Origin of the sequence: Streptomyces lydicus, from assembly GCF_001729485.1 — a bacterium.
Lineage (GTDB): Bacteria > Actinomycetota > Actinomycetes > Streptomycetales > Streptomycetaceae > Streptomyces > Streptomyces lydicus_D.
Map to the genome: position 1 here is coordinate 5128537 of NZ_CP017157.1, position 12832 is coordinate 5141368.

The following is a 12832-nucleotide window of genomic DNA, read 5'->3' on the forward strand; positions in this document are numbered from 1 at the left end:
CTCCGGGTCTCTCGGGAGCTGAGATTGCCGAAACCCTGACAGGCGGTGACCGGCGCAGCAACGCCTGCCGGTAATAATTGCGCTACTTCTGAGGTTCCCACTCGGTAACCCGCCGTCCGGCCCCACGCGGTGCTCAGCCACCGGCCCACCAGGCGTTGTTGACCCGGGGATGCCTGCCGAACACCCGTGGCAAAATCAGCGGGTGCAGATCGGGATGCTGGGGCCATTGGAGGTGCGCACGGACGACGGCGGCTCGGCCGACGTGCCGGGCGCGCGGTTGCGCGGACTGCTGATCGCCCTTGCGCTCAAGCCGGGTCAGGTGGTCCCGAAATCGTCGCTCGTCGACTGGATCTGGGGGGAGCACCCGCCCGCCGATGCGACGAACGCCTTGCAGCGCTTGGTTTCCCGGCTGCGGAAGGCACTGCCGGACGGGGTGGTCGAGGGGCAGCCGGAGGGCTACCGGTTGGCGGTGCGGCCCGACGCCGTCGACGCGGTGCGGTTCGAACGCCTCGTCAGCGCGGGCCAGGCCCGTACCGAGGACGGTTCCCGGCGGGTGCGGCTGCTGCGCGAGGCCCTCGGACTGTGGCGCGGTGCGGCCCTCCAGGACGTCGGCCTGCAGGACAGTCCCGCGTTCGACGCCGCGGTCGACCGGCTGGAGGGGTTGCGCCTGACGGCCACGGAGGAGCGGGCCGACGCGGACGTCACCCTCGGGCGCGGGGCGGAGCTGGTCACGGAGCTGACCGACCTGGTGGCCGCCCACCCGGTGCGGGAACGGCTCGTCGGCACGCTGATGCGCGCCCTCGTCGCGGCCGGTCGGGACAGCGAGGCGCTGCTGGTGTACCAGCGCGCCAGGGAGGCCCTGGCCGACACGCTGGGCGCCGACCCCTCACCGGAGCTGTCCGCGTTGCACGTCGCGCTGCTGCGGGGCGAGTTGGGACGGCGCGAGGAGAGCCGCCGGACCAACCTGCGTGCCGAACTCACCAGCTTCGTCGGCAAGGACGCCGACGTCGCCGCGGTCCGCGAACTCCTCGCCGGACACCGGCTCACCACCCTGATCGGGCCGGGCGGCTCGGGCAAGACCAGGCTGGCCACCGAGACCGCCCGCACCCTGCTCGGCGACCTGCCGGACGGGGCCTGGCTGGTGGAGCTCGCCGCCGTCGGGGCGGACGGCGACGTGGCGCAGTCGACGCTCGCCGGGCTCGGCCTCCGGGACACCCTGCTGGGCGAGGCCCCGCACGCGGAGCTGACGGACCGGATCGTCGCCGCGATCCGTGAGCGGGAGGCGCTGCTGATCCTGGACAACTGCGAGCACGTGATCGAGTCCGCGGCGGTGTTCGCCCACCGGGTGCTCGGGGAGTGCCGGCGGCTGCGGATCCTGGCGACGAGCCGGGAGCCGCTCGGCATCACCGGGGAGGCGCTGTGGCCGGTCGAGCCGCTGGCCCTGCCGGAGGGGGACGCGGGCCCGGACGAGATCGCGTCCTCACCCGCCGTCCAGCTGCTGCGGGACCGGGCCGGAGCGGTGCGCCGGGATCTCACGGTCGACGCCCCCACCCTGGCGACGATGGTGCGCATCTGCCGGGCGCTGGACGGGATGCCCCTGGCGATCGAACTGGCCGCGGCCAGGCTGCGCACCATGTCCGTCGACCAGCTCGCCCACCGGCTCGACGACCGGTTCCGCCTGCTGACCGGCGGCAGCCGCACCGCGCTGCCGCGGCACCGGACGCTGCGCGCGGTGGTCGACTGGAGCTGGGAACTGCTCAGCGACGCCGAACGGACGGTCCTGCGCAGACTCTCGGTGTTCTCCGGCGGGGCGAGCCTGGAGGCGGCCGAACGGGTCTGTGCGGGCGACGCGGTCGGGCCGGAGCAGGTACTCGAACTGCTCACCGCGCTGACCGAGAAGTCGCTGCTGCTCGCCGAGGACGGCAGCGTCCCGCGCTACCGCATGCTCGGCACGATCAAGGAGTACGCCGGGCAACGGCTCGCGGAGGCGGGCGAATCGGACCTGGCGCGCCACGCGCACCTCGACTACTTCACCGGACTCGCCGAGGCCGCGGAACCGTGTCTTCGCCGCGCCGAGCAGTTGGACTGGCTGACCACGCTCGGGGCCGAGCACGACAACATCGGTGCCGCGATGCACGGCGCGCTCGCGGCCGGCGAGGCGCAGGCGGCGATGCGGCTGGCGGCGGGCGCCGGCTGGTACTGGTGGCTCAGCGGGCACAAGACCGAGGGCATGGAGCACCTCACCGCGGCCACCGAGGTGCCCGGCGAGGTGACCGACGAGGTCCGGGCCGTCGTGTACGCGCTGATCGTGAATTTCGTGACCTCCGGTCCGGGCGACGAACACCAGGCCGCGGAGTGGATCCACAAGGCGTACGAGTTCAGCCGGCGCAGCCTGCACAGTCCGTCCCGCCACCCCCTGATGGGGTTCATCACCCCGCTGGAACGCATGCTCCGGGCGCCCGACGCGTTCCTGCCCGCCTTCGAGTCGCTGCTCGACGACGAGGACCCCTGGGCGCGCGCGCTGGCACGGCTGCACCTGGGCAAGATGCGGATCGTGCTCGGTCAGGAGGGGCGGGACGCGGACGTCTACCTGGAGAAGGCGCTGGCCGAGTTCCGGGCGATCGGCGAGCGGTTCGGGATCTCGTTCGCGCTGACCGAGCTGGCGGAGCGGATCGCCGTGCGGGGCGAGTTCGCCGCTGCCTGCGAGCACTACGAGGAGGCCATCGCGGTCGTCACCGAGCTGGGCGCCGCCGAGGACGTCCTGCGGATGCGGTCGCAGCAGGCGCGGCTGTACTGGCTGCTGGGCGACGAGGACGCCGGCGCGGCCGCCGTCGCCGAGGCGGAGCGGCACGCGGAGCGGGCCACCTGGCCGGGCGCGCTGGCCCTGCTGGCCCTCGCGAAGGCGGGACTCGCCCGGTGGGGCGGCGACGCAGCGGAGGCGCACCGGCAACTCGGCGTCGCGACCGCCCTGTTGGGCGACGAGGCGCAGCGGGCGAACATCCGCGCGGTGACGCACGACCTGCTCGGCTACCTCGCCGACGACCTCGGCGAGGCCCGGGCGCACCGCGCGGCGGCCTGCCGGGCGGCGGCCGAGGCGGGGCACGCCCCGCTGATCGCCCAGGTGCTGGTCGGCGTCGCGGACCTGGCGCTGCGCCACGACGAGCACGAGCAGGCCGTGCGGCTGCTCGCGGCGAGCGCGGACGTACGCGGCCTGCAGGACCGCTCCCACCCGGACGTGACCCGGATCGAGCAGGCCGCGCGGCGCCGCCTCGGCGACGCGCGGTTCGCCGAGGCGGCCCGGGAGGGCACCCGGACCGACTGGTCCCATCTGGTCGAGGCCACGCTCGCCTCCTGAGCCTGGCGGCCGCCCACCCCTCTCCGGTGCCGGGCGGTCTCACACCGGCAGTTCCAGGACCTCCAGGTGACGGGGGTCGAGAACCCGCCCCCGGTCACCCAGGATGCCCTGGAGCGTGTCGACGACCTGCCGGTTGACGCGGTCGTGGACCCGCGGATCGTCCAACGGCGTGACCATGTCGTCATGGTGGCTGGGCACGACGACGCGCGGCCAGCCGAGCGCCTTCAGCACCCGCTCGAAATAGTCGTACACCGCCGCGTTGCCGCTGGCGCCCAGGACGAGCACGTCCGGCCGGGCCCCCGCGACCTCGCGCTCGACGAAGTTGGCGGTGCCGCTGAGGAACATCACCCGCGGCCCGCTGCCCACGGTGACCTGGTAGCCGAGCGAGCCGCCCTCCACCAGATCGCCGATCGTGGCCGGCGCGGCGGGTGGCCGGATCAGCGTGCCGGTGGGCGCGAAGCCGTAACCGCCCACCTGGCTGTGCAGGCTGCGGAAGACCTCGATCGTGTAGGCGGGTCGGGGGGATTCGGCGCTCCGCAGGGGGTGGCGGAGGTGCTCGCCGCCCGTGACGAGGAGGAGGTCGCCCGTCCGCGACGACGGCACACCGGACGCTCTCAGCAGGTTCAGATGCGTCTCACCGCCGAGCACACGGACCTGCTCGTGCCGCCACTTCGGGTGGTTCAACAGGGGTGCGACGTCGGCCAGATGGTCGAAGTGGCCGTGGGTGACGAGGACGAACTCGGGGGCGGCGGTCAGGTGGCGCTCCAGTACCCAGTCGATGATCCGCGCGTTCACCTGGAGCGGTCGGGCCAGGTCCATCCCGCCCTGCGGGTCCTGGTAGGGCTGGCGGGTCAGATACGGGTCGACGAGCAGGCGGTGCCCGCCGAACGTCATCTCCCAGCCCGCGACGCCCAGCCACCGCAAACGGACCCCGGCGCCCCGCCGCGGCCCCGCCCCGGTGGCGCGGGCGGCGGAAGTTGGGGCCGCCCCGGAGGTGAGCGCGGCCGCTCCGGCGGCTCCGGCGGCCGCCCTGAAGATCCTCCGCCGGGTAACGGTCCCGGTCGGGGTGGCACACGAAAGACACATGGCGGACTCCTTGAAGTGGGTGAAGTGCCCGGGAACGGTGGCCGGTTCGCTTCCCGCCGGCGACGCCTTCGGTCGCCGGGCCCCAGGCAGCGGGCAGCCGACAGCGGCCGGCGGGCAGGGCGAGGCGCCGCCGTCCGGGGAGACGATCTTTGACGGCCTCACCTCAGCAGCCCACCGCACCCGCTGTCCAAGACGCAGCCGCCGCCCGGTCCATAGCCGAACGCATATCAGCGCTGGTCACCGCGGTCGCGAGGGGCCGCTACCCGTCGTAGACGACCGCCCAGGGGCCCGTGGAGTCCCCGATACCGGCCAGGCCCGGAACGCTCCCCACCGGCCCCGGCCGGCCGCCGCCACCGCCGTCGTTGCGACCGCCGCTGTCCGACTGCGCCCGGGCCACCACCTCTCCGAAACGCGCGGCCAGGGGATGCGCCGACCTCCTCGGCCAGGCCGCGAAGACGTGCCCCCGCAACGGCTCACCGGCCAGCCGCCGCCAGACCACGCGCGGCTCGTGCCGCGCGGCTTCCTCGGCCACGAGGCCCACCCCGCGGCCGGCCACCACCAGCGCCAGCAGCACCTCCGCGCTCTCCGCCGCACGCACCCGCCCGGGGACGTAACCGGCCTGCCGGCACCGCGCCAGCACCTCGTCGTGCCGCTCCGGGGAGGTCCGGCGGGGGAAGAGGACCACGTCGTGCCCGACCAACTCGCCCAGCTCCACCTGCGGTTGGCGGGCCAGCGCGGACAGACGGGGCAGCACCACCCCGAGCCGTTCCTCGGCCACCGGAACGGTCCGCAGTTCCGGCGCGGCCACCGGATGCCGGAGCAGCCCCAGGTCCAGTCGCCCGTCCAGCAGCATCCGCGCCTGCTCCGCCCCGGGGATCTCCCGCAGTTCCACCTCCCCTTCCGGTGCCTGCTCCGTGATACCGACCAGCAGTTCACGCACCACGGACGCCGGCGTTCCCGGCACCAGCCCCACCCGCAACGGAGCCCGGGCGGCGGCCGCGCGGGCCTCGGCCATCCTCGCCCGCAGGCGTCGGTCGGCCGCCAGCATCGCGCGGGCCTCCGGTACCAGCGCCTGCCCCGCGGACGTCAGAGCCACCCGCCGCCCCGAGCGGTCGAACAGCTCCACCTCCAGCTCGCGCTCCAGCCGCCGGACCGACTGGCTCAACGGCGGCTGCGCCATCCCCAGCGCCTCGGCCGCCCGGCCGAAGTGCAACGCGTCTGCCACGGCGAGGAAGTGACGAAGGTGCCGCTGAAGATCCACAGCCCGTACGCTACTGAACTTGCGAAAGCCGGGCGAAAGCGCCTGCTGGACATTTTCAGCGCCGCAAGCGCTCGTTCTGCCGTAACGTGTCCCCGTCCCGGGCGGATCGTCATCAATGGAGCGGATCATTCCTACCGACAATGCCTCGCAACCCCGGCCCGGGACGGCAACGCCGGCCGTCGGTGCGCGCGGACCGGCTCGGAGCCGTCTGATCGCGCTGTTGGCGGCGTCCGTTCTCGCCTACGGCCTGGATCTCGGCAGCAAGCTCGTGGCCGTCGCGCGGTGGGAAGGCCATGAGCCGGTTGACGTCGTCGGCCACGTCGCGGTGTTCAACCTCGCCGATTCGGCCCTCGTCTGCGGCGGTGCCCTGGTGGTCCTCCTCTCCTTCCTCGGCGCGTCCCTGGACGGCTCGGCCCCGCGAGACCGGCAGGCCCGGGGCATGCGCGCGCCGCGGTGGGCCGCGCCCGGTCCGAAGGCTTGACCGCCGTCCCCAGCGGTCTCGGCGCCGTACTCGCGCAGGCGGACGCCGGCATACAGCTCCACGCCGTGGACCTGGACACCGGCGGTGAGGTTGCCGTCGCGGCCGACCAACAGGTGGTCATCGCGTCCGTCGCGAAGATCCTCATCGTCCTGGAGTTCGCCAGGCAGGCGGCCGCCGGCCAGCTCGATCCGGGAGCGCACGTCACCCTCCGCGCCGAGGACCGGCTGGGCGGCTGGGGAATCGCGGGCTGCGCCGACGACGTGGACATCTCCCTCCGCGACTGCGCCTACTTCGCCATGTCGCTGAGCGACAACACCGCCGCCGACGCGCTCATCCGCCGGGTCGGCGGGGACGCGGTCCGGATGCTCGTCGCGGAACTCGGCCTGGACCGGACGCGGTTCCTCGGTGGCCCGCGGCATCTGCTGCGCAGCATGTACGCCGACCTCGGGGCACGCGACGACCGGGAGTTCGCCGCCCGTTACCGGGCCCTGTCCCCCACCGAACGGCGTCGCTCGCTGAGCGTCTTCGACCCGCGGCGCACCACCTCCAGCACCGCCCGCGACATGACCCGGCTGCTCGGCCTGATCTGGCACGACCGGGCCGGTACCGCCGACGCCTGCGCCGCCGTCCGGCGCCTCATGACCCGGCAGTTGTCGTCCACCCGGCTGGCGTCCGGCTTCCCGCCCCCGGTGACCGTGGCCGCCAAATCGGGCACGCTGCCCGGCATGCACATGGAGGCAGGAGTCGTCCGGTACCCGGACGGCCGCCGGTACGCGCTGGCCGTCTTCGCCACCGCGCGGGACCTCCACACCCGCCCCGCCGACCTCGACGAGACGATCGGCCGGGTGGCCCACGCCGCCGTGGAGACGATCCGCGAGGGCCACGATGAGGCGGCGGGGAGCAGCAGGTAGCGGGCCCGGGGCGCGTCACGCCTTCAGGCACTCGGGCCGTCGGGCCATCAGGACGAAGCAGCCCCGGCACGGTCGATGAGGGCCTGCACGCCGTCCAGAATGCAGTTCATGCCGAAGGCGAGGGGGTCGGGATCGGGTGCGAAACCACCGTCGGCGAGGGCTTTGGTGAGGGCGGGGAAACGGTCGGCGTGCCGGTCCAGCAACTCGCCGGTGAGGCGGTTCCACTCCCGGTCCCGCTCCGCGTCGAAGTCGAGTGACTGCTGAGCGAGGTTGCGGACCAGGCCGACGACGAGGATGAAGACGTGGTGCCGCTGGGCCGCGGTCAGCCCGGTCGGTTCCAGCGCCGCGAGCGCGGCGTCCAGCCAGCCGAGCTGGTGCGGACCCATCGCCTGGCGCCGCATCGCGGTGGCCGCGAGCAGCCAGGTGTGGCCCTGGTAGACGCGCAGACACCGACGGGCCCACTCGGTCACCTGAGCCCGCCAGCCGTCCCCCGCCGCCGACAGGTCGGGCCGCTCGGCGAGGATCGACTCGATCATGAGGTCGAAGAGTTCGCCCTTGCCGGGGACGTAGCGGTACAGCGCCATCGCCGAGACGTCGAAGGTGGCGGCGACCTTGTTCATGGAGACGGCGTCCAGGCCCTCGGCGTCGGCCAGTGCCACGGCGGCCTGTGCGATACGGCCGGGCGTGAGGCTGGGCTTGGGCCCGCGGGAGGGCTGCTCCTGCTCGCCCCACAGCAGCGCGAGGCTCGCGCCCACATCACGCGCCTCCTTGGCCCTTCCGTTCCTGGCCATGCCGGTACTCCTTCTCAACAGCGTTCAGCGACGGGCGCGTTGACATCCACGCTCACTGTATATACCGTAAATTCAATTGCTGACGCAGTAAACAGTTTAGGGGGAACACCATGCTCGGCACCATCGTGACCGCTTCCGCCGCGGCCGTCGTCGCCGGCCCCGCCGCCGGCCTGCTGGGTTACCGGCAGTTCAAGCGCGCCGCCCACACGCGGCGGCTGCGCATCGCGTCTCCCGAGGGCATCGACGAATCCGGCTTCGTCCGGATCGGCGGCATCGACCAGTACGTGTCCGTCCGCGGCGAGGACCGCCGCAACCCCGTGATCCTGGAGATCCACGGCGGCCCCGGCGCCTCCAACCTCGTCTTCGCGCCGCGCACCCGGGCCTGGGAGAAGCACTTCACCCTCGTGCGGTGGGACCTGCCCGGCGCCGGTAAGACCTTCGGCCGCGGCGGACCGACCGGACAGGGCGAGATGAGCCTGGCCCGGCTGGAGCGCGACGCCGTGGAGCTGACCGAGCACGTACGCGCCCGGCTCGGGGTCGACAAGGTGCTCCTGGTCGCCAACTCCTTCGGCAGCGTCATCGGGCTCCGTCTGGCCCGCAGCCACCCCGAGCTCTACTCCGCGTACGTCGGCACCGACCAGAACATCGCCGCGGGCGGCCGCGACCGGGCGGCCGCCCACCACGCCCTGTGCGAGCGGCTGCGCGCGGCGGGCAAGCACAAGGAACTCGCCACCGTCACCGCCATGACGGCGGACGCGACGGTCTGGAGTGCCCAGCAGTGGTCGCAGTACGCCAAGCTCGTCGTCACCACCGACCCGCTGACCTACGACACCATGAAGACCGTGGTCATCCGCTCCCTGTGGTTCTCCCCGCTCCACACGCTCCGCGAGCTGTCCACGTACCTGAAGGGCATGACCTTCGCCGAACAGCTCGGGCCGCAGGCCGTCGCCATCGACGAGCACGCCGAAGGCACCGCGTTCCGCTTGCCGGTCTTCATCTTCCAGGGCGACCAGGACGTCGTCACTCCGCCCGAGCCGGCCCGGCAGTTCCTCGACGACATCACCGCGCCGGTCAAGGACTTCGCCCTCATCCGGGACGCCGGCCACTTCGCGTCCTTCCGCCACCCCGACCAGTTCCTCGACCTCATGCTCACCAAGGTCCGCCCGGTGCTCACCCGGAATCCGGTCAGCAGCTGACGACCACCTGCCGGCCCCACCGGGCGGGCGGCCACGCGCCGCCCGCCCTCCGCCCGTCGGACGAACAGCGTCAGAACCGCTACGAGGACCGCGACTGCATTCCCCGTACCGAAGGGACCACGAGGGGGCAGAGGGTGAGGACGATCCACAGGAATCCGCCGAGCAGTGCCACCCGGGGAGCCCCGAACGCGTTCGCCAGCGGGGCTGCGGAGAGTTGCCCCACCGGGATGGCGAGGAAGGAACCGAGATTGTCGTACGAGGAGATCCTGGCGATCACGTTCCTCGGGATCTGCTCCTGCAAGGTGCTGTCCCAGGCAATGCTGTAGAAGCCGAGGCTCAACCCCGCGACAAAGGTGGCGGCGGCGAGCCAGTACACGTTCGTCACGAGGCCCAGCGCGATCAGCGGAAGGCCCATCAGCGCCGCGCAGGTCTGCGCCACGGGGAGCAGGCGCTTCAAGGTGATCCGGTACAACAGCACGGCCATGAGCAGCAGACCGACCGCCCTGACGCTGAGCACGAGCCCCCAGGAGGTCTCGCCGATGCGCTGCTTCGCGATGAGCGGGCCGAGCACGGTCCAGATGCCGACCTGAATGCAGTTCGCCATGCCGAAGGACGCGACGATCGTCCACACCCAGGTTCGCGACCTGAATTCCGTCCAGCCCTCACGCAGGGACCTCAGGACGCCGGCCGTGCGGGGCGGCGGGCTGCCGGTCACCTTCAGCCGCGCCATGCAGAGCGCCGCGACCAAGTAGGTGGCGGCGTCGAGGGAAATGGCCCAGCCACCGCCTCCGGTGGCGACGATCGTGGCGGCGACGGTCGGCCCCAGCACCTTCGCGGCGTTCTTCGCCGATCCGAGAGCGGAATTCGCCCGCTGGATCTGCGACGTGGGAACGAGGTCCGGCACGATGCCGCGCAGGGCCGGATTCGTGAAGGCCGCCGTGGTTCCGTTGAGGGCCTCCAGCAGGATCAGGGAACCGAGGTCGTAGTTCCCGGAGAGCAGCAGGAAGGCGACGACCGCTTGCGTCAGCGCGGCACCGAGGTGGGAGACGAGGAGGACCAGACGTCGCGGGAACCGGTCACCGACGACGCCGCCGGCCAGGGTGAAGACGATGAGCGGGACGGTGTTGGCGGTCAGCACCGCCCCCATGTCACCGGCGCTGTTCGACGCGTTGAGCACCGAAAGGGACAACGCCACCGGCGTCATCGCACTGCCCAGCAGCGAGACGAGCCGGCCGGCGAAGAACCATCGGAATGCCGGCAGCGCGAAGGGACTACCGGCCGCGTCGGGCGGGTCTTCCGCCGCGCTCTCGACTTTGAGGCTCATTTTCTCCACTCGAACGACCCGGAGGCGGCAGGGCTGCGGGGATGCAGCAGAGCCCGAAGCCGAACGAGCCTACCGGGCCAACTCGCCTGATTCACGCGAATATTGGCCGGGGAGCGCGGGGCCGCGGAGGCGCCGGCGGACCAGCGGCGCCTCCGCGGACGGATTCAGCTCACACGCAGGGTGAGGGCGGCGGTGTGCAGCGTGCCCGCGGTCCGGAACTGCAGGAACAGCCGCCAGTTGCCGGACTTGGGCAGCTCGGCGTGGAAGGACAGGCGCGGCCCGCCGCGGCGCCCCTTGGCCTCGGTCTCCGGGTGGAGGTGGGCGAAGGCTTGATCGCCTTCGTGGAAGGCGGTCAGGTGCGCGTAGGTGCCCAGGTACGGCTGAAGGTCGGTGACCGGCTTGCCGTCCTTGCTGACGGTCACGGTCAGCGGGTGGGCCATGCCGGCCATCAGCTCACCGTGCACGGTGACGGTGTAGCCGTCGGCGGTGGTGGTCGTGGCCGCCTTCGGCAGGACGGCGGTGGCTGCCGAGCCGGGCACGGTGACGGTGCGGCTGAGCACGAAGTCCTTTCCCTTGCCCGCGCCGGTCCGGGGCGTGAACTGGGTGAACAGCCGCCAGGAGCCGGGCCGGAGCGCGGCGAGGCCGGCGGTCCAGGTGCCGTCGTCGGCCATGGTGGGGTGCAGGTGCTGGAAGCCGGTCAGATCGGAGCGGATGGCGTAGAAGTGCAGGCGCTTGGTCTGCTCGACGGCGAAGTCGGTGACCGGCTCGCCGTTCGGGCCGGTGATGGCGAACCGGTAGTCGGTGGCCTTTCCGGAGGGCAGCGTGGCGGCCTTCGCGGCCAGCGTGTAGCCGTCCTTCTTGGTGACCAGGCCGTCCCCGGTGTTCATGTTCATGCCGGGCATGCCGGGCATGGCGGAGTCGCCGTGGTGGCTGCCCGGGGCCGCGGAGGACGGCGTAGCCCTTCCCGGAGCCGAGGAGGCCGGCGAGGTGGGGGAGCCGCACGCGGTCAATGCCAGCACGAGGGCGCCGCCGAGGGAGGCGGCGATCGTGGTGCGGCGGCGTGCGGACGAACGGGAAACGAGGGACATCGCGAGAGTCTTTCGAGGGGGCGCACCACGCCGGGCGGTGCGCGGGTGAACAGGACGCCGTCTCGGGCCCGGGATGAATCCGGGTCCGTCAGGCACCTGTCACGTCCGCGTGACGCACACCCGCAGCAGCACTCCTCGCCCGTCTCTGGGCGGCCCTCTCCACCGCGTGACAGCGGCGGTCAACAGCCCGCACCCCAGGGCGCCGCACGCTCCGAGGTCCACCGCGGCCGGCGCGCCGAGCGCCGGCAGCGACGGGGAGGGATGCGCGGGGGTGGAGACGCACAGTGTGCCGGCCGCGGCGGAGGAGGTCGGAGGGGAACTATCGGCGCGGTGCCCGGTCGGGAATGCCTCCGCGTGCGAGCCGCTCACAGCGGGCGCGCCGTGCGCCCCCGGCATGGACCCCGCCATGGACCCGGCCATCGCCCCGTGGCACCCGCCGGCAGCCGAAGCCGGCGACCCGTGCATCAGGAACAGCCCCAGGAGGACGACGCAGACCGCCAGCAGCCGGGCCACTGGTGGCCTGCTCGGCGTTCCGGTGCGGTTCACGGGGCGGCCCTTCCCTGACTCTGTGCGCATCGCCGGCGCAGCACGCGAGGATGCCGACGAAGAGAACGACGACGAGGAAGACGATACCCCTACCCCGTATCCACGGAACGGGGGGTCCGGGTAAGCCTCACCCGAGTCGGAGGTTCCAGCGGCCGGCACGGCCCGTGAGGTGGACGCGGGTGAGCGGCCGCAGGTCGATGCGCCAGAACGCGTGCGGGGGCGCGGTCAGCGCGTGGACGACGGCGGCGCGGGCCACGGAGGGGTCCGCGAGGGCCAGGACGCGGCCGGTGCCGTCGGGCAGCTGATCCATCCAGTCGGCGATGCGCCGGCACAACTGGCTGACGGATTCGCCACCGTGGGGAGCGGCGTCAGGGTCGGTCGTCCAGGCCGCCAGCGCGTCCGGATCGGTGGCGGCCAGCTCGTCGAGGGCGCGGCCGCGCCAGGTGCCCAGGTCGAGCTCGCGCAGCGCGGGGTCGACCGCGGGGTCCAGGCCGAGGGCCGCGGCGGTTTCCCGGCAGCGCCGGCTCGGGCCGGAGAGCTGGCGGTCGCCCGTCGGCAGGTCGCCGGCGAGCGCCCGGGCCTGCTGCCGGCCGGGCTCGTCCAACGAGCCGTCGTCATCCACCCGCGCCTCGCGCAGGGCGGGCCCGGGGGCCGGGGTGAGCAAGGTCAACCTGATCGTCATGGGCGGAAGGCTAGGGGGTGTCTCCCCCGGGCCCTGCACCGGCGGCGGGGACCGGGGCAGCAGGAAAGGAGGCAGGGCATCTTGGCTTGTATGGGTCGGTGCCGGTACCGT

10 protein-coding genes are annotated in these 12832 nt (G+C 73.0%); 4 read left to right on the top strand and 6 right to left on the bottom strand.

Annotated elements, in window-relative coordinates:
- Positions 1–202 precede the first annotated feature (202 nt).
- Positions 203–3355, top strand: a complete 3153-nt coding sequence (locus SL103_RS22385) for a BTAD domain-containing putative transcriptional regulator (protein ID WP_069570738.1) — start codon at positions 203–205, stop codon at positions 3353–3355.
- Between the two features lie 39 nt (positions 3356–3394).
- Here the strand turns inward: SL103_RS22385 and SL103_RS22390 are convergent, their stop codons facing one another.
- Together SL103_RS22390 and SL103_RS22395 are read right to left on the bottom strand one after the other, a co-directional pair.
- A complete protein-coding gene (locus SL103_RS22390) occupies positions 3395–4279 on the bottom strand; it encodes an MBL fold metallo-hydrolase (RefSeq protein ID WP_164492881.1) in 885 nt (294 codons plus the stop codon).
- A gap of 421 nt (positions 4280–4700) precedes the next feature.
- A complete protein-coding gene (locus SL103_RS22395) occupies positions 4701–5702 on the bottom strand; it encodes a LysR substrate-binding domain-containing protein (protein ID WP_079145910.1) in 1002 nt (333 codons plus the stop codon).
- Positions 5703–5817: 115 nt separating this feature from the next.
- Between SL103_RS22395 and SL103_RS22400 the strand changes: the two genes are divergently transcribed.
- Both SL103_RS22400 and SL103_RS22405 read left to right on the top strand, forming a co-directional pair.
- Positions 5818–6183 carry a hypothetical protein gene (locus tag SL103_RS22400; protein WP_079145911.1) on the top strand — a complete coding sequence of 122 codons (366 nt, stop codon included), beginning with the start codon at positions 5818–5820 and terminating at the stop codon, positions 6181–6183.
- A complete protein-coding gene (locus SL103_RS22405; RefSeq protein WP_079146281.1) occupies positions 6180–7094 on the top strand; it encodes a serine hydrolase in 915 nt (304 codons plus the stop codon). The genes SL103_RS22400 and SL103_RS22405 overlap by 4 nt, the downstream gene beginning before the upstream one ends.
- Before the next feature lie 47 nt (positions 7095–7141).
- On the opposite strand, the gene SL103_RS22410 is transcribed toward SL103_RS22405, so the two are convergent.
- Entirely contained in the window at positions 7142–7885 is a 744-nt protein-coding gene (locus tag SL103_RS22410; RefSeq protein ID WP_069570742.1) for a TetR/AcrR family transcriptional regulator C-terminal domain-containing protein, read from the bottom strand.
- Positions 7886–7995: 110 nt separating this feature from the next.
- Between SL103_RS22410 and SL103_RS22415 the strand changes: the two genes are divergently transcribed.
- The gene (locus tag SL103_RS22415; RefSeq protein ID WP_069570743.1) at positions 7996–9081 is read left to right on the top strand and encodes an alpha/beta fold hydrolase; all 1086 of its coding nucleotides are present in this window, start codon (positions 7996–7998) and stop codon (positions 9079–9081) included.
- Between the two features lie 79 nt (positions 9082–9160).
- Here the strand turns inward: SL103_RS22415 and SL103_RS22420 are convergent, their stop codons facing one another.
- The 3 genes from SL103_RS22420 to SL103_RS22435 all read right to left on the bottom strand — a co-directional run bounded on the left by SL103_RS22420 (position 9161) and on the right by SL103_RS22435 (position 12721).
- Complete coding sequence (locus tag SL103_RS22420; RefSeq protein ID WP_069570744.1) at positions 9161–10405, bottom strand: MFS transporter; 1245 nt, start codon at positions 10403–10405, stop codon at positions 9161–9163.
- Between the two features lie 164 nt (positions 10406–10569).
- Positions 10570–11493: a hypothetical protein gene (locus SL103_RS22425; RefSeq protein ID WP_069570745.1), complete on the bottom strand. Its 924-nt coding sequence runs from the start codon at positions 11491–11493 to the stop codon at positions 10570–10572.
- A gap of 673 nt (positions 11494–12166) precedes the next feature.
- Positions 12167–12721: a histidine phosphatase family protein gene (locus SL103_RS22435; RefSeq protein WP_069570747.1), complete on the bottom strand. Its 555-nt coding sequence runs from the start codon at positions 12719–12721 to the stop codon at positions 12167–12169.
- Positions 12722–12832 lie beyond the last annotated feature (111 nt).

Coding starts and splice junctions, on each gene's coding strand:
- SL103_RS22425 (WP_069570745.1), bottom strand. CDS start 11,493: ATGTCCCTCGTTTCCCGTTCGTCCGCACGCCGCCGCACCACGATCGCC.
- SL103_RS22415 (WP_069570743.1), top strand. CDS start 7,996: ATGCTCGGCACCATCGTGACCGCTTCCGCCGCGGCCGTCGTCGCCGGC.
- SL103_RS22410 (WP_069570742.1), bottom strand. CDS start 7,885: ATGGCCAGGAACGGAAGGGCCAAGGAGGCGCGTGATGTGGGCGCGAGC.
- SL103_RS22400 (WP_079145911.1), top strand. CDS start 5,818: ATGGAGCGGATCATTCCTACCGACAATGCCTCGCAACCCCGGCCCGGG.
- SL103_RS22420 (WP_069570744.1), bottom strand. CDS start 10,405: ATGAGCCTCAAAGTCGAGAGCGCGGCGGAAGACCCGCCCGACGCGGCC.
- SL103_RS22435 (WP_069570747.1), bottom strand. CDS start 12,721: ATGACGATCAGGTTGACCTTGCTCACCCCGGCCCCCGGGCCCGCCCTG.